General features: G+C 34.3%; 19 protein-coding genes and 1 riboswitch. Of the genes, 11 read left to right on the forward strand and 8 right to left on the reverse strand.

The window, feature by feature from the left end; genetic code table 11:
- The first annotated feature begins 77 nt into the window (after window positions 1-77).
- Window positions 78-1,754 carry a glycoside hydrolase family 13 protein gene (locus tag JFU54_RS11720; protein WP_201064476.1) on the forward strand — a complete coding sequence of 559 codons (1,677 nt, stop codon included), beginning with the start codon at window positions 78-80 and terminating at the stop codon, window positions 1,752-1,754.
- Window positions 1,755-1,792: 38 nt separating this feature from the next.
- On the opposite strand, the gene JFU54_RS11725 is transcribed toward JFU54_RS11720, so the two are convergent.
- Window positions 1,793-3,553 (reverse strand): alpha-glycosidase, encoded by a 1,761-nt coding sequence (locus tag JFU54_RS11725; RefSeq protein WP_002128901.1) that lies wholly within the window; start codon window positions 3,551-3,553, stop codon window positions 1,793-1,795.
- 324 nt (window positions 3,554-3,877) lie between these two features.
- On the opposite strand from JFU54_RS11725, the gene JFU54_RS11730 reads away from it, so the two are divergent.
- The 4 genes from JFU54_RS11730 to malR all read left to right on the forward strand — a co-directional run bounded on the left by JFU54_RS11730 (window position 3,878) and on the right by malR (window position 8,672).
- Window positions 3,878-5,137 (forward strand): extracellular solute-binding protein, encoded by a 1,260-nt coding sequence (locus JFU54_RS11730; protein ID WP_002128900.1) that lies wholly within the window; start codon window positions 3,878-3,880, stop codon window positions 5,135-5,137.
- A gap of 76 nt (window positions 5,138-5,213) precedes the next feature.
- The gene (gene malC / locus JFU54_RS11735) at window positions 5,214-6,515 is read left to right on the forward strand and encodes a maltosaccharide ABC transporter permease MalC (protein WP_002088367.1); all 1,302 of its coding nucleotides are present in this window, start codon (window positions 5,214-5,216) and stop codon (window positions 6,513-6,515) included.
- Complete coding sequence (gene malD, locus JFU54_RS11740; RefSeq protein ID WP_002088365.1) at window positions 6,516-7,358, forward strand: maltosaccharide ABC transporter permease MalD; 843 nt, start codon at window positions 6,516-6,518, stop codon at window positions 7,356-7,358.
- A gap of 282 nt (window positions 7,359-7,640) precedes the next feature.
- Window positions 7,641-8,672, forward strand: coding sequence for a maltose operon transcriptional repressor MalR (gene malR, locus JFU54_RS11745; protein ID WP_002014809.1), 1,032 nt, complete (start codon window positions 7,641-7,643; stop codon window positions 8,670-8,672).
- A 4-nt stretch (window positions 8,673-8,676) separates the two neighbouring features.
- Here the strand turns inward: malR and JFU54_RS11750 are convergent, their stop codons facing one another.
- Together JFU54_RS11750 and JFU54_RS11755 are read right to left on the reverse strand one after the other, a co-directional pair.
- On the reverse strand, window positions 8,677-9,840 hold the full coding sequence (locus JFU54_RS11750) for an aminotransferase A (RefSeq protein ID WP_201064479.1): 1,164 nt from the start codon (window positions 9,838-9,840) through the stop codon (window positions 8,677-8,679).
- 235 nt (window positions 9,841-10,075) lie between these two features.
- The gene (locus JFU54_RS11755) at window positions 10,076-10,276 is read right to left on the reverse strand and encodes a hypothetical protein (protein WP_000929276.1); all 201 of its coding nucleotides are present in this window, start codon (window positions 10,274-10,276) and stop codon (window positions 10,076-10,078) included.
- A 309-nt stretch (window positions 10,277-10,585) separates the two neighbouring features.
- On the opposite strand from JFU54_RS11755, the gene JFU54_RS11760 reads away from it, so the two are divergent.
- Complete coding sequence (locus JFU54_RS11760; protein ID WP_002014814.1) at window positions 10,586-11,860, forward strand: sensor histidine kinase; 1,275 nt, start codon at window positions 10,586-10,588, stop codon at window positions 11,858-11,860.
- A gap of 59 nt (window positions 11,861-11,919) precedes the next feature.
- On the opposite strand, the gene JFU54_RS11765 is transcribed toward JFU54_RS11760, so the two are convergent.
- Entirely contained in the window at window positions 11,920-12,663 is a 744-nt protein-coding gene (locus tag JFU54_RS11765; protein WP_002033817.1) for a DUF3967 domain-containing protein, read from the reverse strand.
- A gap of 236 nt (window positions 12,664-12,899) precedes the next feature.
- Here JFU54_RS11765 and nucA point away from each other — a divergent pair, with 236 nt between their 5' ends.
- Window positions 12,900-13,334 carry a DNA-entry nuclease gene (gene nucA / locus JFU54_RS11770; protein WP_002014817.1) on the forward strand — a complete coding sequence of 145 codons (435 nt, stop codon included), beginning with the start codon at window positions 12,900-12,902 and terminating at the stop codon, window positions 13,332-13,334.
- 39 nt (window positions 13,335-13,373) lie between these two features.
- Entirely contained in the window at window positions 13,374-13,763 is a 390-nt protein-coding gene (gene comJ, locus JFU54_RS11775) for a competence protein ComJ (RefSeq protein WP_002088359.1), read from the forward strand.
- Window positions 13,764-13,804: 41 nt separating this feature from the next.
- Here the strand turns inward: comJ and metE are convergent, their stop codons facing one another.
- The 3 genes from metE to JFU54_RS11790 form a co-directional block, all read right to left on the reverse strand.
- Window positions 13,805-16,093 carry a 5-methyltetrahydropteroyltriglutamate--homocysteine S-methyltransferase gene (gene metE, locus JFU54_RS11780; protein ID WP_201064481.1) on the reverse strand — a complete coding sequence of 763 codons (2,289 nt, stop codon included), beginning with the start codon at window positions 16,091-16,093 and terminating at the stop codon, window positions 13,805-13,807.
- A gap of 130 nt (window positions 16,094-16,223) precedes the next feature.
- Window positions 16,224-16,411: riboswitch (cobalamin riboswitch) on the reverse strand.
- A 223-nt stretch (window positions 16,412-16,634) separates the two neighbouring features.
- A complete protein-coding gene (locus tag JFU54_RS11785; protein ID WP_002128898.1) occupies window positions 16,635-17,192 on the reverse strand; it encodes a PadR family transcriptional regulator in 558 nt (185 codons plus the stop codon).
- Window positions 17,193-17,283: 91 nt separating this feature from the next.
- Window positions 17,284-18,825 carry an MDR family MFS transporter gene (locus JFU54_RS11790; protein WP_002014821.1) on the reverse strand — a complete coding sequence of 514 codons (1,542 nt, stop codon included), beginning with the start codon at window positions 18,823-18,825 and terminating at the stop codon, window positions 17,284-17,286.
- A 552-nt stretch (window positions 18,826-19,377) separates the two neighbouring features.
- Here JFU54_RS11790 and JFU54_RS11795 point away from each other — a divergent pair.
- On the forward strand, window positions 19,378-19,878 hold the full coding sequence (locus tag JFU54_RS11795) for a hypothetical protein (RefSeq protein WP_201052893.1): 501 nt from the start codon (window positions 19,378-19,380) through the stop codon (window positions 19,876-19,878).
- 31 nt (window positions 19,879-19,909) lie between these two features.
- Here the strand turns inward: JFU54_RS11795 and JFU54_RS11800 are convergent, their stop codons facing one another.
- A complete protein-coding gene (locus JFU54_RS11800) occupies window positions 19,910-20,143 on the reverse strand; it encodes a phage holin (RefSeq protein WP_002014824.1) in 234 nt (77 codons plus the stop codon).
- Window positions 20,144-20,305: 162 nt separating this feature from the next.
- Between JFU54_RS11800 and JFU54_RS11805 the strand changes: the two genes are divergently transcribed.
- A complete protein-coding gene (locus tag JFU54_RS11805) occupies window positions 20,306-20,959 on the forward strand; it encodes a diguanylate cyclase domain-containing protein (protein WP_201064488.1) in 654 nt (217 codons plus the stop codon).
- Window positions 20,960-21,510: 551 nt separating this feature from the next.
- Complete coding sequence (locus JFU54_RS11810; RefSeq protein WP_002014826.1) at window positions 21,511-22,173, forward strand: YkyA family protein; 663 nt, start codon at window positions 21,511-21,513, stop codon at window positions 22,171-22,173.
- Window positions 22,174-22,189 lie beyond the last annotated feature (16 nt).

A 22,189-nucleotide genomic window follows, 5' to 3' on the forward strand; every position in this document is an offset into this window, starting at 1 on the left:
TCATTCAGTAATGAAAACGTTTGCGCCTTAAAAAAAAGAAAAAAGAATCAATAGTATAGATGAAATGGGGTAGCATAATGGGAAAACAATGGTGGAAAGAAAGTGTAGTATATCAAATTTATCCTCGTAGTTTTATGGATAGTAATGGTGATGGTATAGGTGACCTTCGTGGTATTCTTGCGAAGCTAGACTACTTAAAAGAATTAGGTATTGATGTAATTTGGTTATCACCAGTCTATGAATCTCCAAACGATGATAATGGTTACGATATAAGTGATTATTGTAAAATTATGAACGAGTTCGGAACAATGGAAGATTGGGATGAACTATTACATGAAATGCATAAACGTAATATGAAACTTATGATGGACTTAGTTGTTAATCATACTTCAGATGAACATAATTGGTTTATTGAATCATGTAAATCGAAAGATAATAAATATAGAGACTATTATATATGGCGCCCTGGAAAAGAAGGGAAAGAGCCGAATAACTGGGGAGCAGCATTTAGTGGATCTGCATGGCAATATGATGAGATGACAGATGAATATTATTTACATCTGTTTTCTAAAAAACAGCCAGATTTAAACTGGGATAATGAAAAGGTAAGACAAGATGTTTATGACATGATGAAGTTTTGGTTAGAAAAAGGAATTGATGGGTTCCGTATGGATGTTATTAATTTTATTTCTAAAGAAGATGGCTTACCATATGTTGAAACGGATGAAGAAGGATATGTTTCAGGGCATAAACATTTTATGAACGGTCCGAACATTCATAAGTATTTGCATGAAATGAATGAAGACGTATTGTCTCAGTATGACATTATGACGGTTGGGGAAATGCCTGGTGTAACGACAGAAGAGGCTAAATTGTATACAGGGGAAGCTAGAAAAGAACTACAAATGGTATTCCAATTTGAACATATGGATTTAGATTCCGGAGAAGGTGGGAAATGGGATGTAAAACCATGCTCACTTCTTACTTTGAAACAAAATTTAACAAAGTGGCAAAAAGCATTAGAACAAACAGGATGGAATAGCCTTTATTGGAATAACCATGATCAGCCTCGCGTTGTATCTCGTTTTGGTAATGATGGGGTTTATCATACTGAATCAGCAAAAATGTTAGCGACAGTACTTCATATGATGAAAGGGACACCATATATTTATCAAGGAGAAGAAATCGGAATGACAAATGTTCGATTTGAATCAATTGATGAATATCGAGATATTGAAACACTAAATATGTATAAAGAAAAAGTTATAGAGCGCGGCGAAGATATCGATAAAGTGATGCAGTCTATATATATAAAGGGCCGAGATAATGCTAGAACTCCGATGCAGTGGGATGATAGAGAACATGCTGGATTCACAACGGGTGAGCCTTGGATCGCGGTAAATCCTAACTACAAAGAGATTAACGTGAAACAAGCGATTCAAGATGAAGAATCAATTTTTTATTACTATAAAAAATTGATTGAATTACGTAAAAACAATGAAATAGTTGTGTATGGAACATATGATTTAATATTAGAAAATAACCCTTCTATTTTTGCTTATGTAAGAACATATGGAGAAGAAAAGCTGCTGGTGATTGCAAACTTCACTGCGGATGAATGTGTATTTGAATTGCCAGAGGATATTGTTTATAGTGAAGCAGAGTTATTAATATACAATTATGACGTAGAAAATATATCGATAGAAAACATTACATTACGACCATATGAAGCAATGGTATTTAAATTGAAATAAGAAAAGCCTTATGCCACCCTGGCATAAGGCTTTTACTATTACCATTTTAAAATAGAGAATCCATACGGTGGAAGTGTAACTTGTAATACACTTGCTTCCGCTGAAAATTCTTCGTTTGTATAGATGTTAATTATTTTCTTCCTGGTAATATGAAGAGGGAGTGAAGTTGTAACTTCACTGTTAGTAGGATTTAAAACGAAAAAGATAGTTTCATCTTCATATGTTTTTGTATAAGAAATATAATTATGTTCATCATTTGCCTCAATGAATTGAAAAGTACCATTTCCTCCAAATGCTTTATGTTGTTTCCGTAATGAAATTAATGTTTGTATATGTGTAAATAAAAGAGTATCTTGTTCTTTTTCATCCCATATCATACATTTGCGGCAGTCAGGATCCATTCCACCATCCATACCGATTTCATCGCCGTAATAAATACAAGGAGAACCGATGAAAGAAAGGTGAAATACATAGAGTAACTTTAACTTATTTTTATCCCCGTTACATGTTGCTAAAATTCTAGGTGTGTCATGACTGTCTAATAAATGAAATGCCGCTTCATTTACATTCATAGAGTAGGAATGTAGAGAATCGGTAATTTGTTTCATAAATTCACTTGCATGAATGGATTCGTTAGCAAAGTAAGAAAGTAGAGCGTTTGTAACAGGATAGCTCATTACAGCATCAAATTGGTCACCTTGTAGCCATGGGAGTGCATCGTGCCAAATTTCACCTAAAATATATACTTCAGGATTTAATGCTTTTATTTCACTTCGGAATTCTCTCCAAAAACTGTGATCGACTTCATTTGCTACATCAAGGCGCCAACCGTCTATATTGAATTCTCTTACCCAATAACGCCCTACTTCAAGTAAATATTCTTTTACATCTGGGTGTGCTGTATTTAATTTAGGCATATATGGTGTAAATGCGAAAGTATCATAATTGGGAAGTGGCTCGGTTATAATTGGAAATTCATGAATATGGAACCAATCTTTATAGGCGGAATTTTCACCTTGTTCCAGCACGTCTTGAAATTTATCAAAGAAGTACCCGCTATGATTAAAAACAGCGTCGAGCATTACTTTTATACCATGTTTATGACACTCCTGAACGAGTTCTTTGAAAGTTTCTTTCGTCCCAAATTGTGGATCGATTTCCATGTAATCAATTGTGTCATATTTATGATTCGAATGAGCTTTGAAAATAGGAGTGAAATATATTCCGGAAATTCCAAGCTTCACAAGGTAATCAAGGTTTTGAATAATACCAGCAAAATCTCCGCCGAAAAAATTAGTTGGAGTTGGTTCGGTACTTCCCCAAGGGAGGGTGTTTGCTGGATTTAATGTGTTATCCCCGTTAGCGAATCGTTCCGGGAAAATTTGATACCATACTGTGTCTTTAATCCAGGATGGTGCCCTGAAAACGTCTTTTGCATGAACAAATGGAAAGCAGAAAAAGTTACCGACATCGTCATTTGGGATATTAGAAAAAAATCCTCGTTCTGTATAAATAAAAGTTTCTACGTCGTTTTTTAATTCGAATCCATAACGTAAGCGTTTAAATTTTGGTTTGATTGAAACGGACCAATAATCAAATAACTCAGTAGATCCAGTTTTTTTCATCGGTGTACTCGCTGTAATCCATTTCCCGTCCTGCCATTCGTACGGGTCACCGTAGATGAGAGCGGCGTTGTGAACATCATCTCTTTTTGTGTGTATTCGGATGTGAATTGTTTTTTCGTCGTAAGCGTATGCATAATTATCTTTTGGCCTATGATAGATCGCTTCTTTAAGCATATAGAAAATCCCCCTTTAATATCTCTATACATATAGTTCCCTTAAACGAAATAATAAAGATTATGTTGCAAACGATTGCCTTCCACATAACTTTAATATTGCTTATAAGAGTAGTATTCATTTTATGTAAAGTCAATGAATAAAGAGTATGATAAGATTATTTTGAAAATTAATATTTGCAAAATGAATAAAAGGATGTATAATGATAGACAAATAGCGCAAACGTTTTCATAAATTTAGATATTGTTTGCGCTTCTATTAAACAATCAAATGCAAACGTTTTCAATTAAAGAGGTACATAGACAATTTAGGGAGGTTTTTGGGATGAAGAAAGCATTATCACTATTAACGATTTCAGCATTGTCAATTGGCATGTTATCTGCATGTGGACCGAAAGATTCAGGAAAAAAAGAGGAAAGTAAAGCGAAGAAAGACTATGATCTTCTCGTTTGGGAAGATGATAAAAAAGGTGTTGGTTTAGAACCAGCAGTGAAAAGCTTTGAGGAAAAATATAAAGTAAAAGTAAAAGTTGTTGAAATGCAAATGACAGATCAAGTGAAAAAGTTACGTCTTGATGGACCAGCGGGGACGGGACCAGATGTTGTAACATTGCCACACGATCAAATCGGAAATGCAGTAACAGAAGGCTTAATTTCTGAAGTAAAAGCAGATGATGCTGTGAAGAGTAAATTTACTGACTTATCAATAAAGGCACAAACATACAACGGGAAATTATATGGTTTACCAAAAGCAATTGAAACACCAATTTTTATTTACAATAAAAAATTAATGCAAAAAGCTCCAGAAACGATGGACGAGCTATTTAACTTCTCAAAAGACTTTACGAAGGATGGCAAGTACGGATTTTTAACATTAGGAGATAACTTCTACTTTGCTAACGCGTTTATGGCAGGTATGGGCGGATATGTATTTGGTGAGAAAGACGGAAAGCCAAATGCAAGTGATGTTGGATTAAATAATAGCGGAGCAGTACAAGGTGCTGAATATCTTCAAAAATGGTACAAAGAAAAGTTATTCCCGAAAGGTATTATCGGTGAATCTGGTGGACCTGCTGCTGACGGATTATTCAATGAAGGAAAAGCAGCATCTATTATGAATGGACCGTGGGCGTTCCAAGCGATGGAAAAGAACGGAATTGATTATGGTGTTGCTCCAATGCCGAAATTACCAAATGGTCAACCGATGAAAACATTTGTTGGGGTAAAAGGATGGCATGTAACAAGCTTCTCTAAACAAAATGATTTAGCTACAAAGTTCACTGAGTGGGTAACAAATGAAGAAAATGCAAAAATTCGATTTGAGAAGACAAAAGAGATTCCTCCAGTAAAATCAGTAATGGAAGATCCAATTATTAAAGATAATGAAGCTGCAAAAGCAGTTGCAACTCAATCAGAAAATGGAATTCCAATGCCGAATATTCCAGAAATGCAAGAAGTATGGAAACCAGCTGGAGACGCTCTTCAGTTAGTTGTTACAGAAAAAGAGGCACCAAAATCCGCGCTTGATAGTGCAGTGAAACAAATTAAAGGAAATATTGAGGCAAATCATAGTAAGAAAAAATAAGGTGAAATTCGTGCCTCTAATAGGAGAGGCACGAATTCTCTCCCTTCCAAGTAGGAAGAAAAAAGGGGGAAGGAACATGCAAACATCTATGGAACCAATGAAAGATATGAATGGTTCGAAACATAGGAAAATGGCGACCATGTTATCTATTATTCCAGGCATGGGCCAAATATATAATAAACAATTTGTAAAAGGTCTTATTTTTCTAGTATTAACAGGTTCATTTATTGTAGCATTTGCTGATTTGTTAAATATGGGATTATGGGGAATTGTAACGCTCGGTACAGAAGTTCCACGTGACCATTCTGTCTTTCTATTAGTAGAAGGGATTTTGGCACTTATCGTCATAGTGTTTGGACTCGGAATATATGGATTTAACTTATATGATGCATACCAAAATGGGAAGAAACGTGATATAGGAACACCATTAAACTCAGTAAAAGAGCAATACCGTAACTTATTAGATCAAGGTTTTCCATATTTAATGGTTTCACCAGGATTTCTATTACTAATCTTTGTAGTTGTATTTCCAATCATTTTTGTAATTTTAATTGGATTTACGAACTATGACTTATATCACTCTCCTCCAGCTAAATTAGTAGATTGGGTGGGCTTTAAAAACTTTATTGATATTTTCACATTACCAATGTGGAGAGAGACATTTTTAAGTGTATTTTCTTGGACTGTCATTTGGACATTTGTTGCAACAACATTACAAGTTGCACTTGGTATTTTCTTAGCGATTATCGTAAATCAGCCTGGTATTAAAGGTAAGGCAATTATTCGAACAATTTTCATTTTACCGTGGGCTGTTCCAGCATTCGTATCTATTCTTGTCTTCTCGGGTATGTTTAATGAAACATTTGGAGCAATTAATAATCAAGTATTAGCTTTATTCGGGATTGAAAAGATTGCTTGGATGACAGATCCGTTTTGGGCGAAGATTGCTTTAATTATGATCCAAACGTGGCTCGGTTTCCCATTCGTCTTTGCAATGACAACAGGTATATTGCAATCGATTCCAGGAGAATTATATGAAGCTGCTACAGTAGATGGAGCAACTGCTTGGCAACAGTTCCGTAAAATTACATTGCCACTTGTTTTATACGCAACAGCACCAATTTTAATTACACAATATACGTTTAACTTTAATAACTTTAGTATCATTTATCTATTTAATGGCGGAGGTCCTGCTGTAGCGGGGCAAGATGCAGGTGGAACGGATATTTTAATTTCATGGATTTATAAGTTAACGATGACTTCAGCGCAGTACGGAAAAGCAGCAGCTCTTACAATGATTTTATCGTTAATCGTTATTACAGTTGCGTTATGGCAATTTAAGAGAACAAAATCATTCCAAGAAGAGGATATGATGTAAATGAATATTAAACGACAAAAGATGTTACGTCTTTCATTAAGTTATTTGGTTATCTTCATAATGTGTGCGATTATTTTCTATCCATTACTATGGATTATTGGTTCATCGTTTAATCCAGGAGATAGTTTGTCTGGTTCTAGCATTATTCCAAAAAATGCTACGTTAGATCATTATCGTAAGCTACTTGATCTTGATTCAAGTAATTACTTACTTTGGTATAAAAATACGTTAAAAGTTAGTGTTATGACGATGATTTTTTCGGTGTTAGCAATTAGCTTTACTGCTTATGCATTTTCGAGATATCGTTTTGTCGGAAGAAAAAATGGTTTATTAACATTTTTAATTCTACAAATGATTCCGAACTTTGCAGCGTTAATCGCACTATATGTATTAGCGCAGTTAACAGGATTAATTGATACACATCTTGCATTAATTTTAATTTATGTAGGTGGAGCAATTCCAATGAATACTTGGCTTATGAAAGGGTATTTTGATACGATTCCGAAAGAGTTGGATGAGTCAGCCCGCATGGATGGAGCAGGACACTTCCGTATTTTTTGGCAAATCATTATGCCGCTTGCAAAGCCAATCGTAGCGGTTGTAGCATTATTCACTTTCATCGGTCCATTTACAGATTTCATTTTAGCAAGTATTATTTTACGCACGCCGGAAAATTACACTTTAGCAGTTGGATTATATGAAATGGTAGCGAAAAAATTTGGTAATGAATTTACGACGTTTGCGGCTGGTTCAGTATTAATTGCAATCCCGATTTCGATTTTATTCTTATCACTACAAAAATACTTTATTTCTGGTTTAACAGCTGGAGGTACGAAAGGATGAGAAATGGGACATTATGTCCCATTTTTCTTTTCATCTCTCTATAAAAAAATTATAGAGAGATGAAAAGAGATTTGACATCGCATATGAAAAGAAGTGAAATAAATAGTATATTATAGTATAGGAAAAAAGAGCTATATCCCTTACAATACATGGAGAGGGAGAATATGATAAGTTTTGCAAGATAGAATAAATAAATGACAGTTTATGACTTCTCCTATGACTTGCAACGGGTGCAAGATAAAATATATGAAAATGGCAGAGAAGTGAAAGGAGGGGATTTTTATGACAGTTACAATTAAAGATGTGGCGAAGAAGGCGAACGTAGCACCATCAACTGTTTCTCGTGTAATTGCTGATAATCCAAGTATAAGTGAAAAGACAAAGCGCCGTGTTCGAAAAGTAATGAGTGAATTAGGGTATCATCCAAATTTAAATGCAAGAAACCTTGCGAACCAAACGACGAAGACACTTGGTCTTGTTATGCCGAGTTCTGCAAGTAAAGCTTTTCAAAATCCGTTTTTCCCAGAAGTTATAAGAGGAATTAGTTCATTTGCACATGTGGAAGGGTATGCGCTTTATATGTCGACTGGTGAAACGGAAGATGAAATTTTTAATGGTGTTGTAAAAATGGTACAAGGGCGTCAAATCGGTGGTATTATTCTTTTATATTCAAGAGAGAACGATCGGATTATTCAATACTTGCATGACCAAAACTTCCCGTTTGTTTTAATTGGAAAACCATATGATCGAAAAGATGAAATTACATATGTAGATAATGACAATTATACAGCTGCAAGAGAAGTAGCGGAATATTTGATTTCATTAGGCCATAAACAAATCGCATTCATCGGCGGTGGATCAGATTTACTTGTAACGAGAGATCGTTTGGCGGGGATGAGTGATGCTTTGAAACTAGCAGATATTCTATTGCCGAAAGAGTATATTTTACACTTTGATTTTTCAAGAGAGAGTGGTCAACAGGCTGTTGAGGAATTAATGGGACTAAAGCAACCACCGACGGCAATTATGGCAACGGATGATTTAATTGGACTTGGCGTGTTAAGTGCGCTTTCTAAAAAAGGATTTGTTGTACCGAAAGATGTTTCGATTGTAAGCTTTAACAATGCTTTATTATCAGAAATTGCTAGTCCACCACTTTCGACAGTTGATGTGAATATTTATCAATTAGGGTATGAAGCGGCAAAAGCTTTAGTTGATAAGGTGGAGCATTCTGAATCTACTTCAAAATGCATTATTATTCCGCATAAATTATTGAAGCGTCAAACTTGTGATCATTATGCAACAAAAAGCTAAGAGTTTAACTCTTAGCTTTTTTCTTTAGAAAGACTTCTAAACGGTCACAGCCTTCTTTTAAAGTTTCGAAACTGTAAGCATAGGAAAGGCGAAGGTAGCCTTCACCGTATTCGGAAAATGCGGTTCCAGGAACAACGGCTAGCCCAGCTTCTTTTACAAGATCAAGTGCAAAATCAAATGATGAAGATGTTAAATGTCCAACATATGGGAATAAATAAAATGCACCTGTTGGCTTCTCAACCGTTAAACCCATTTGAATGAGTCTATTATATACGTAATCACGGCGTTTTTTGTATTGATAGCGCATCATCTTCGGGGCGTCTTTAGCAGCTGTTAAAGCTTCGATTGCAGCATATTGAGCAATTGAAGTAGCGCATGTAACATTGTATTGATGCACTTTTAAAATGTGTTTTGCTAAATAACTTGGGGCAAATAAAAGTCCGATACGCCAACCAGTCATAGAATGTGATTTTGATAAGCCGTTAATGACAATAGTCTTATCACGCATTTCTGGGAAATGAGCGATAGATGTGTGTTTGTCTTCATATACAAGTTCGCTATAAATTTCATCGGAAAGAACGAAAATATTTTTATCTTTTAAGATAGATACAATATCTTCTAATTCTTCTTTTGATAAGGTAACACCAGTTGGATTAGAAGGATACGGTAAAACGACGCATCTTGTTCGTTCTGTAATTGCATTTCGCAGAGCTTCAGCTGTTAAACGAAATCCAGTTTCACGAACATCTATAAAAATAGGAGTTGCACCACATAGTCGAATAATCGGCTCGTAACCAGGGTAAATAGGAGCAGGTAAAATTACTTCCGTTCCTGGTTCTAAAATAGTTCGGAATGCAACATCGATCGCTTCACTAGCACCGATTGTAACAATGGTTTCGTTTTCAGGTGAATAATGTAAATTGTAGTTGTCCTTTACAAAGTTACAAGCTGCCTTGCGTAATTCTAGTAAACCAGCGTTATGTGTATAGCTTGTATAATTTTCTGTAATGGCCCGTTTAGCTGCTTCTTTTACTAGAGAAGGTGTAGGGAAATCGGGTTGCCCAATTGTTAAAGAGATAAGATTATCATAGTTTTGAATCATATTAGAGAACTGACGGATTCCAGAAATTTGGATGTCCTTCACTCTAGGATTAATGAATTGTTCCATTGTATCTCCCTTTCTTCCGTTTGAAAATTAAGTTCATTTTATCATATTTTCAACTATTACGCTTTGTTTATAAAATTCCCCCCGCTATTTGTGAAAGATAAGAATCGTATCTTAAAATTCAGTGGAAGTAAGAAATTATGTGAGGATTCAAATGTCTATAAGAGTATAAGCTGTGTGAGTTAATTAAAGTTTCACTTAAGCATAAACACAAAAAAAAGCCGCTGCAAGCGACTTTTTAATAACCGTATTCCCAATCTATTTCATCTTCGTTCCAAAGTACGGAAGATACTTTGCCAAGATGGACAACGGATTCATTTACAGCACATGTACAGTCTTCGTCCCCTGCTTTATGTTGCAATTCTTCGTATACTGATTTTTCAACGTTTTCTAGCACAACCAAATTTTCTTCTTTTAAAACAAGCGTAGTACCCGCCATATTTATCTTCCTCCTACTAAAGTAATGATCACTTATTTGTAAACATAGATAGTATGGATTATATGCTGTATTTTGCGATAGTTGTCCGTCTAGTGAAGTGTTTTTTATTTTCTTTGTAATCCGTATTCATTGTATACTGCACGAAGGAAATTTGGTACAGGGTTTACAATCATTTCGGAAATTTGTAACATTTATTATTAGTTGTTAACAAATAATTAACAAAGATGTTAAGAAAAATCAAAATTTTGAAACAAATAGACTTATAAAATGATATAATCATATCAAAATACATATAGGGGATGAGAGGCTATGGAGCTGATTCGTGATTTAATGATCCAAATTGCCATCATTATTTTACCACTATTTTTATATGAAGCGATTCGTTTAAATCGTTATCAAGGAATGCTTCCGAAGCCTAATCGCTACTTTATTATGTTTTTATCTAGCGTTACACTCGTTCTCTCCATGACATACTCTATTTGTTTTGGTACCGTTTGCGGATACAATTTTCATCCAGTCCCAATTGTTAGTGGTTTTTTATATGGTGGGATTGTTGGGCTCATCCCTGCCATTATTTATGTTGCATATGAATGGATTTTTAAGGGGCTTAGTTGGTTGCCTATGGTAGAAGTTATATTTCTTTCGATAATTCCATTATTTTTGTCAAAGAAATGGTCTCTTTTTTCAAGAGATAAGAAGCTAATATTAGCTTTTATGATTGCATCATTTTATGTTCTTGTTTCATTAGTAGTCGGGATGTTGAATGTCCTTTTAGAAACAGGTTTTACACCGTACATATCTAATCTATATAGTGGGTATATATTTGCATCACTTATTATGGTTATGACAATGGTATTTCAAGTGTATTTGACTGAGTATTTAAACGAAAATGCATTATTGCGTACAGAAATGCAAAAATCAGAAAAACTTAATATTGTAAGTGAGTTAGCTGCAAGTGTTGCACATGAAGTTCGAAACCCTCTCACTGTTGTACGAGGGTTTATTCAATTGCTAGAGAGTACGGAAGACGTAAAAAACAAAGATTATATGCGTCTCGTATTAGCTGAACTGGATCGTGCTGAACAGATTATTTCAGATTATTTAAATTTAGCAAGGCCTCAAATTGAAAAAAAAGAACATATTTGTTTATCAGCACAATTAATTGAAATGACAACTCTTATGTCATCATTTGCAGCGATGCAGGGCGTTTATTTGCAAGTTGAGATTTCTGAGAGCCTTTATACTATCGGCGATAAGACGAAATTGAAGCAAGCTATTATGAATGTTGTTAAAAACGGTATTGAAGCAATTCAAGGAAACAAAGGGTATTTAAAAGTAACAGCTATTCAAAAAGATGAATTGATAATAATAAGAGTTAAAGATAGTGGTGTTGGAATGACAAAAGAACAGTTAGTAAGGCTTGGACAACCGTATTATTCTTTAAAAGAAAAAGGAACAGGATTAGGTCTTATGGTAACATTTAGTATTTTACAAGCGCATAATGGCACATTGGAATATAAAAGTGAAAGCGGAAAAGGAACTGAAGCTATTATTATATTGCCAGCTGTACGATATAAGGAATAAAAGTTACCGATAGAAGGTAACTTTTTATTTTATCGTGCATTAGAAAAAGATACAAAATTTCATTCATTTATTTTTTCTTGTTTTGTTCGAACGAATAAACTTTTAAATGATTGAAAGAAGCTTTGCTCTTTTGAGGCGGCGACTAATCTTTTTGTTTCTTGAATTTCGCGAATAACTTGCATAAGTTGTGTATCACGGTTGCTATCTTTATTGTAAATTTGATTGACAAGTTTATTCATTTTTTCTTCTTGTTTGGATTCTCGCTTATACATATGATTCATTAATAAGTCCATTTTTTCTTTTTGGAGTGCATCTGTTTGAGCGGCGTGAACAACTAGATCTTGTAACATTTTTTCTTGTGAGCCTTCTTTTACATAAACTTGTTGCATTAGTTCATCTAATTTCTCGTCTTTTAAACGATTTTGTGTAATGAGAGTAGAGTTTTGATGAATAATTGCTTCATTTAATTGAGCAAGCATTTCAAGTTTTAGCATGAACTCCTCAAAGTTACGCCCATCTTCTTTTGGTTGCACTTCTTGTTTATCTTGAATAACAGGTACAGGCGGGGCATCTTTTTCTTTTAAAATAATAGGTATTGTTTCTGAAATGTCTTCTTGTAATGTAGCAGCTCTTTCATGTATAGATTTCAATAGTTTTAAATCATCCAATTTATAAATACGAGCATCAGCTGTTTTTGAAATGATATAACCGTGTTCCTCTAAGAGTTGGCTATATTTTCGGACTATATGTTTTGGGATACCTGTTTTATTTGTAACATCTTTCGTTTTATAAATAGCTTCCATGATAGTTCCTCCCCAAAAAGTATCGTATATATCATTTCAACCTTTTATGTGGACTTCCTTTGAAAAAGAATGTCGGAAGGTTATTAGTTTTCTACAGCATTAGTGAAAAGATGAAGAAAAATGAATGTTTTTGGCGGAATGGAGAGGAAGAGCTAAAATAATGTCTGAAAACATACATAGAAGAAGTTTGTTATAATAACTGAGGAAAAGAAATTGGTAGGAACACGGAGGTACACATGAAGCAATTTAAAGGTATTATCATTTCAATTATTGCAATTCTTTCTCTTTTGGTAGCAGTATATGAAGTACTTGTGCCAGAGGAGACAAGTACTAAAAAAACAACTACGTATGATCAAATTCTAGAGTTCCCGAAAGAACGATATCCAGAGACCGGGAAACATATAACGGATGCTATAAAAGAAGGACATTCGGAAATGTGTACAATTGATCGTAATGGTGCAGCGGATAGAAGGAAATTATCGTTAGCGCCATATCCGACGAAGAAAGGTTATGATCGTGATGAATGGCCGATGGCGATGTGTAAGGAAGGCGGAAAAGGAGCTCATATTGAATATATAAGTCCAGCAGATAACCGCGGTGCAGGTTCTTGGGTAGGGAATAAGCTAGACAAATATCCAGATGGTACGCGTGTGAAATTTGAAGTGAAATAGTAATTGGCATGCATTTCATAGTGGAGGAGAGGGATAGTTATGGAATTAACAATTTCATATTCGCAATTAATGATAATGAACTATGATGGTCAGCAGCCTTATGTAGATTGGACTCCTGAAGATTTTGAAAGAGGCTATGCTGAGGTGGATGGAGCTATTATTTTTGAAGCAATCTCTGACTATACTTGTGAAGTGGAAGTTACTTGTGGAAATCATATTGAGAAAGAAGAAGTGGTTAGAACGATATCAGTTCCTTTCACAGTGAAGAATGAAGAAGTATATATAACAAGTATTCTTTCCAATAAATATCATATTCCTATTCCGAACGGGGAATATATGATAGTCTTGCAGGCAACTCCTCTTGAAGAGCCATCAGACGATGAATTGTATAAAGTACAATACGACTTCTATTTTGAGAGTGTAGAATAAAAAAACGTGTTATCCTTTTTGAAGGATAACACGTTTTTTTATTATGCGTTTGTTTTTAGGAGAGAACGAGCGTCTTTTGCTGCCTGAACCATGTGCTCTAAAGCAGGTATAACTTCCTCAGTTCTTCGTGTTTTTAAACCACAGTCTGGATTAATCCAGAAATATTTAGGGTCACATACTTGTAAAGATTGTTCTACGATTGTGAACATTTCATCTTTACTTGGGACACGTGGGCTATGAATATCATATACCCCTAGACCAATTCCTTTTTCATATGTTGTATGCTTTAATGTATTAATAAATTCTCCATGACTTCTTGATGTTTCGATAGAAATAACATCTGCGTCTAACGCTCGAATTGCATCTACAATATCTTCGAAGTTACTATAACACATATGAGTATGAATTTGTGTTTCATTTTCTACAGAAGATGTTGCTAAAAGGAATGATTGAACTGCCCATGTAATGTATGCATCCCAATCTTTTTCTTTTAACGGCATACCTTCACGAAGTGCAGGTTCATCGACTTGGATTACTCTAATTCCGGAAGATTCAAGTAATTCAATTTCATGACGAAGTGCTAATGCAATTTGATATGATACTTCTTTTCTTGAAATATCATTTCGAACGAATGACCAATTTAAAATAGTGACAGGTCCAGTTAGCATACCTTTTACTACTTTCTCTGTTAAGCTTTGTGCATATACAGTTTCTTTAATAGTCATTCCACTTATAAAGGCAACATCACCATAAATAACAGGTGGTTTTACGCAACGAGAACCGTATGATTGTACCCATCCGTTTTTAGTAAAGGAGAAACCAGCAAGTCTTTCTCCAAAATATTCCACCATGTCAGTTCTTTCGAATTCACCATGTACTAGTACATCAAGACCAATATCTTCTTGGTAACGAATCCACTTTGCAGTTTCTTTTTCAATGAATTGATTATATTGTTCATTTGTAATATCGCCGTTACGCCACTGTTTACGTGTTTGACGAACTTCAGATGTTTGCGGGAAGCTACCAATAGTTGTTGTTGGTAACAACGGTAATTGTAAAGCTACTTGCTGTAGTTCATATCGTTTTTCAAATGGAAGAGGACGTGAGAAATCATCTTCTTTAAGTGATGTACGTGCCACTTTTACATCTTCACGATTACGTGCAGCTGATGAGCGGATTGCATGATGTGCATTACGATATGTTGTTAAATCGCTACTGATGCTTTCTACACCTTTAGTAAGAGCAGAATGGATAAGGACTAGTTCTTCTAATTTTTGATTAGCAAATGCAAGTGCATCAAATAATTCACTTGTTAAGTGCGTTTCTTCCGTTTTATCAATTGGAGTATGCAATAAGTTACAAGAAGGTTGAACAATTAAACCTTTTGCTGTGATTTGATTTTGTAATGTTGTAAATAAAGAAAGTACATCATCAAGATCAGCTCTCCAAATGTTACGGCCATCTATACAACCGATAGCTAAAATTTTATCAGCTGGGAATCCATATTTTGAAATAGCATTTACATTACCTTCTTTGCCATGAACAAAGTCTAATCCAATACCAGAAACAGGGAATGCAATAATTTCTTCATAGTTCTCTTCTACACTATCAAAATATGTTTGTAGAAGAAGATTCGCATTTGGAACCTCTTTATGAATAGCTTCGTAAAGTTCTTTCGCTTGATTAATTTCATCTTTTGTTAAAGATGCGAAGATTGGTTCGTCAACTTGAATAATTTGTGCTCCAGCTGCGTGTAATTCAGAGAATAATTGTACATAAGGTGCAACTAGCTCTTTTAAAATAGTGGCAAATTGCTCTTCGTTATAACCTTTTGCCAGTTTTAGGAATGTATAAGGGCCTAAAATAACTGGTTTTCCATCAACGCCTAACTCTTTTTTCGCTTCTTCATATAAACGAAGAGGACGATTGTCTTTTAAAGAGATTTGTAATCCTTCTTCATATTCAGGAACAATGTAATGATAGTTTGTGTTAAACCATTTTGTCATTTCAGAAGCAACGTGATCTTTAGAGCCGCGTGCCATTGCAAAATATACATCAAGGTAAGAGGTAAACTCTGAAAAACGTGACGGGATGAATCCTAACATGTAGGCCGTATCCAGAACGTGGTCATAATATGTAAAATCGCCAACTGGAATTAATTCAATTCCCTTTTCTTGCTGTACTTTGACGTGTTGAAGGCGAATTTCTTTCATTGTCGTTAAAAATTGTTCTTCATCAATTTTATTGGACCAAAAAGCTTCCAATGTTTTTTTCCACTCTCGTTGTAGTCCGATACGTGGATAACCTAAGTTACTTGTTTGAATTGCCATTTTAAATTCCTCCCTAATTGAAAGTAAGCATTTCCGTTTACTCGGAAATACCTATAACAAAAAGCATAAAGGCATAGAAAAATAAGCCTTCCTTTTTGTTCTTAACACCTCATCATCATCCGTGAGTCTATCAGTGTTGTTAAAATAGGCAGGTATCCTGACTTATGCTTCATATAATTTCTTTCACCTTCCCGTTTTCACAGTGGCACAAAAAAGAAATCTCAGCATTTACAGTGGCGGGACCGTGTTGGAGTTTCACCAAACTTCCCTTTTAAACACGAAGTGAAATATTCGTGTACCTATTTTCCTTTTGAAAGGAATTTAACAAGCGATATGATATTGAAACAAATTCTAACACAATTTTCGGAATTTTGTCCACTGTTTTAAAATAAGAAAATTCTAAAGTTTTTCATTTCTTTTTATTCGGAAAATTAAGTTTTTTTGATGTTTATTTATTATTAAAATGAGGGTGTTTTGAGTTGCGAGGAATAATTATAGTGTTAAGTTTTTCTAAAAGAGGAGGCACCTCTTTTAGAAAAACTTAATCATTATCTACACCTATTTCTGAAAGACGACCTGCAGTTGCATCTTGTAAGAGCGTGTTTAGCCAACGTAATTCAACATTAATATGCTCAATGACGCTTTGTAGAATATATAGTTGAGCACGAGGAACTAGTTGTTTATTATGATCGTATATCGTTTGCATTGTATGTAAATAGAGCATTGTATCATCTCTCTTTTTTTTCAAAATAGGAACTAGAGCTTGTTCGTCGCTAAAGTGAGCGAAAGAGAGCGCTGAATAAATAGGTTTATATATTTGGTTTTTCGCTTCAAATTGTTTTAATAATAAGGTGTGGAAAAGGGCTTTTCCTTCCTCTGTTATATGGAAGATTGTTTTATCTGGTCTATTCGTATCTCTAACAATATTGGTAATGCTAATCGCACCTTGTTTTTCTAATTGCTCGAAGGCGTAGTATAGCGATCCCTTGGCATATTTAATATAACAATCCATTTGTCTTTCTTTCATTATGTGCTGCACTTCATAGGGATGTTTATCTCCTTCGAGTAACAAGCCGAGAATGACTAACTTCATGCTCATGCTGTCTCAACTCCTGTATATAGAAACTTTATATATATTATAAACGGTATATCCTCTTTCATAAAGGGATATACCGTTTCGTTTTTCTATATTAGCTTACTTGTTTTTGTTTTTGCTTTGTTTTTGGTCCTGTTAAAAGACGTTCATTTCCCATAAGTAAAATACAAATTATACTTAGCGTAGCTGGGATAAGTGCCCAGAAAAATGTATTAGCAATAGATGTTGCAAGAGCCTCTTTAATTCCGCTCAGTACTTCAGGAGGTAGCTTTTCAGTAGCATTTGGTGATAATAAAAAGCTTGTGTCTCCACCTTTAGGAGCCATTTTTTCTAGTTCAGGAGGGAAGACTGCTTTTAATTTATCAGTGAAAACATGATTTTGAATCGTACCGAAAATCGTGACGCCAAGGGTCATTCCAAGTGAACGGAAGAATGAGTTCGTGGATGTAGCAGAACCGCGATCTCTCATTTCTAGTTTGTGGATAGATGCCATACTTAAAACTGAGAAGGAGAATCCAACTCCAAGTCCAGCAAGCACCATAAACATTGTTACGAGTGTACGAGGTGTTTCCATAGTTAAAGTACTTAGTAAATAAATTCCAAGAACGAAGAAAACTCCAGATACTGTCATGATGTTACGATAACTTGTTCGTGAAGCTAATTGTCCACCAGTTTGACTGCCGATTACAGATCCTACCATCATAGGTGTCAAAATTAATCCAGCATTTGAGGCTGAACCACCGAGAACACCTTGAACGAAGATTGGAATATAAACTGTACAGATGATAAAAGCTGCGCCATAGAAAAAGGCAACACCTTGGCTAGCTGCAAATAAAGGTTTTTTAAATAAATGGAAAGAAATAATAGGCTCGGTTGCGTTTCTTTCTACGAAGAAGAAAATAATAAGCAGAATAACAACAGTTGAAAATAAACCAATAATCACATTAGAGTCCCATGCGTATTCTTTACCACCAAGTTCTAAAGCAAACATTAAGCAAACGATACTAATGACAAGCGTAATAGCACCAGCCCAGTCAATTTTTTGTTTTCGATATTCTAGAGACTCGCTATAGTATTTAGTAATGAAGAAGAAGGAAATAAGTCCTAACGGAATATTAATATAGAAGACCCAGTGCCAACTTATATAATCTGTAATGTAAGCACCTAATAAAGGTCCGAAAACACTAGATGTTCCGAAAACAGCACCAAATAGTCCGGTCATTTTTCCTCGTTTTTCAGGCGGGAATATATCATACATAATTGTAAATGCGATAGGCATAAGAGCGCCGCCACCAATTCCTTGAATGGCTCTATAAATACTTAGTTGTTCAATACTTGATGCTGTCCCGCAAAGTGCAGAACCGAATAAGAAAAGAATTAATCCGCCAATAAAAAAGCGTTTCCGTCCGTACATATCAGACAGCTTACCGAAAATAGGCATTCCGGCCATTGTTGCTACCATGTAGGCGGATGTGACCCAAACGAATTTGTCGAACCCTCCTAAGTCTCCGACAATCGTTGCCATCGCAGTTGCGACGATTGTGTTATCCATTGCTGCCATTAGAATACCAAGTAGTAAACCAGCAACAACAAATTTTGTTTTACTTGAATCGTTTTTTGATAGTTGTGCTTCCAAAAGTAGCCCTCCTTTAATAAAAATTAAACTAACTTAAGTTTTTTAGTGCAATGCATAAAAAAACTTTATGTACAGTTTGTATCGTTCCTCTTCATTTTATAAAAAATTGCACTGACATGATATAAAGGATGGAAATCATAAATTATATTATAGTCAAATTTGACTAAAAGGCAAATGTTTTCTAACGCCAAATTATTTTATCGGGCTTTAACTGCCCGTTAAAGCCCGATTGGTAAAAGCTAATAATCAGTGGGGGATGGACAAAACCCCCACTGATTAAAGTTTCACTTTATTATAATGACCAAAAGAGAGTAAGAATTTATTTTGTTATGTAGTCAAGGAAGGAAATTGTAAAAAAATATTTAATAAAGTATAACCTGTGTCAACCTATTAAAAATGGTTTTTTCTTTATATTGTCGAATAGGATAAAAGGAAAAGAAAAATTTGATATGGTTTGTAACAAGCTAAATATTTTTTCTAAGTGTAGTTTATTGCATCGAGAGGCAGAATACAGTTGTATAGATGATATATCTGGAATGAGGTGAATATATTATGAAAATATGGAAACGAATTTCGGATCAAGGAAGGTATTCTATACCGTTACAGCCGGTTTTGTGGATTGATGGTTCTAAAAAGGACACGGAAGCAGCCAATGTAGCAGTCACATTGCAAATCCGTAGTATGTATAAAGAAAAATTTTCGTATGAGATGATCTATGATGTTAATGACATACTAATTATTCGACTTGAAGTTGAAAATAAAGGCGTTGAAATGATTTCGCGAGTAGTTGTAAGTCATATGATTCGTGATTATTTCGCGTATATCCCAAACTCTTTAAAAGCAGATAAGGGAATAAGTGAGTTTTTATTTCAGCTTGTAAGGTGGCGAATCGATAATTTATCACCGAATGAAAAGGTAGAATTAATTTGTCAAATAAAAGCAAATAAAGATAAAGCTCCTCCCAATTCATTATTTCAGGCTACATATACATTTCAATATAAAGGTGTATCATATGGACCGCTACAAACAAATGAAGTGGTTGTCAGAAAATGATAAGAAGGAACCTGTGCGAAAGGTTCCTTCTTTAATGAAGATTGTGCTTCTTGAGTAATTTCTTTTGTTCCACTCCCTTTTTTCCAATATAGTTATTTTTGTATCCAAAATATAGAATGAATAGAAATGAAATAACATTTACTATAGCGTCAATTTGATCGTTTGTAATGAAGTTTATTCCGAAAGAGTTAAATAGTAATTTTAATGATAACAAAAAGCCAGCTAGTAAGCGCATAATATCTAATAGATTTTCTTTTTGAGGCATATAGGTCACTCCTTCCTAAAAACGATATATAGTATATATATGAAATAAAATAGAAAAGGTATACAAACTTAAGTAGAAATGTACATTAAATATGTACATTTTTTATTTTATAGAAAAACATTATTGTTATAGAAACATATATTGGTATAAAAGGGGGAGAGTATGAAACATAAAGGGAAAATTAGTGGATTATTAATTGGGAACACAGTTGCGGTTACAGAATGGATTGCACTTCAGGATGTAATTGCTAAGCTAGATTCGAGATCATTTTTAACCGTCTTTATTATTTATATATTGCAAATGATACTAAGCTATTATTTTGGACATTGGTACGATAAAAGAACGAATACGCGTGTAAATATTGAAGTAGGAGGAATGACGAATAACGATTTTGTCGTTGATTTTTTTGGGAAAGTAGCTGCTTTATCAGAAAGAGATTCTCGTAATATCACAGTGTATATTCTTTCCGTAAAAGAATGGGATGTATTAAAAGACACAGTGCAAGAAAAAAAGTTAGATGAGCTAGTCCAAAGAGTAGAACGTACAATTGTAAAGACAGTTCGAAAAGGCGATGTAGTTACGAGGTGGGATGAAAATAAATATGTTATCGTAGCTGTTGATAATGGCTATGAAAAGTCAACAATAACAAGCCGATTAATCAAAAATATTCAAAATGAAATAGCGAATGATTTATTAAGTGTCACACTATTATTTGGGGCTGCAAGTTATCCTATAGAAGGGAAAACTTTTGAAGATTTGTTTAGAAAGGCACAAAATCAATTGTATAATTATAGAAACTTGCAAAGTCATGAATGAAACTTTGATTTGAAGAAGTATGATATAAAGATTTTTTGTAACATTTTTTTGTCTTTTGTTACAAGAAAACTTTTTTTTGTAACAAAAGTCTTTAAAAATATATGAAATCAGCATATAATTGTGTGTGGATGTGTCAATGCATTTTGCACAATGTTTTCAGTTTAAAAGTGTAGAGGAAAACATGCTCTACACTTTTCCTTTTTAAGAAATTAAAAGAATCTTTGTAAGAGTTGCGAGGTCCCCTTTGCAATATGTAAAATGGACAAAGAGGTTATTTGATAGAAAGTGAGAAAGGGAATGATAGACGTGAGAGGTCAACGAACATCTTTTATCAGGTGAAATATTATAGTGTTTCTTGCAGTAGGTAAGATTAAGGTAAATACCTTTATGTTTTAAGACATTACATAATTTCAAGTGCGAAAATTGTACAAGCAGTATAAATAATTATTGATGATCTTCGTAAAAAAGATGCGAGCGTGAAATAGATAAAGAAGTTACATGTTTTTCATGGGATTTTTGGCACGATGGTCGCTTATTAATAGGAGGAAAAGATGTTGAAATATAATAAATTAGCAATTGTAACTGCATTATCAATGACTTTACTAGCTGGTTGTTTCGGCCCAAAACCAGAAGAGGAGCTATATGTTGCATTTGAAAATGCTGCCAAGCAAGAAAAAACAATGTTTGAAGATGCGAAAAAATTGGAGTCATTAGAGAAAGAGGGGCAAGTATTATATAATCAAATTGTCCAAGAAGGAAAAGATAATAATCAGGCTGTTAAGGATAAGCTTGATCAAGCGGTGAAAAATACAGCTGAACGAGAAAAAGTTCTTATTAAAGAAAAAGAGGCGTTAAATAAAGCGCAAGAAGAAGTGAAGTCAGCTGATAAGCATGTGAAGAAAATTGAAGATAATAAATTAAAAGAACAGGCTGATAAAGTAAAGAGTACTTATGAGAAACGACATGATTCATTCCAAAAGATGTACGATAGCTATAATAAATCTTTAAAGCAAGAAAAAGAATTATATACAATGCTACAAGATAAAGGTACAAAATTAAAAGATATTAGCGAGAAAGTAAAGGTAGTAAACCAAGCATATAAAGATATTGAGACAGAAAAAGATAAGTTTAATGAATATACGAAATCATATAATACAGAAAAAGTTGCATTCTATAAACAAGCGAATATTAAAATTAAGGAAGATAAAAAATAAAACAGTTTGGCCTAAT

Source organism: Bacillus sp. TH19 (genome assembly GCF_016651075.1).
GTDB classification, from domain to species: domain Bacteria; phylum Bacillota; class Bacilli; order Bacillales; family Bacillaceae_G; genus Bacillus_A; species Bacillus_A mycoides.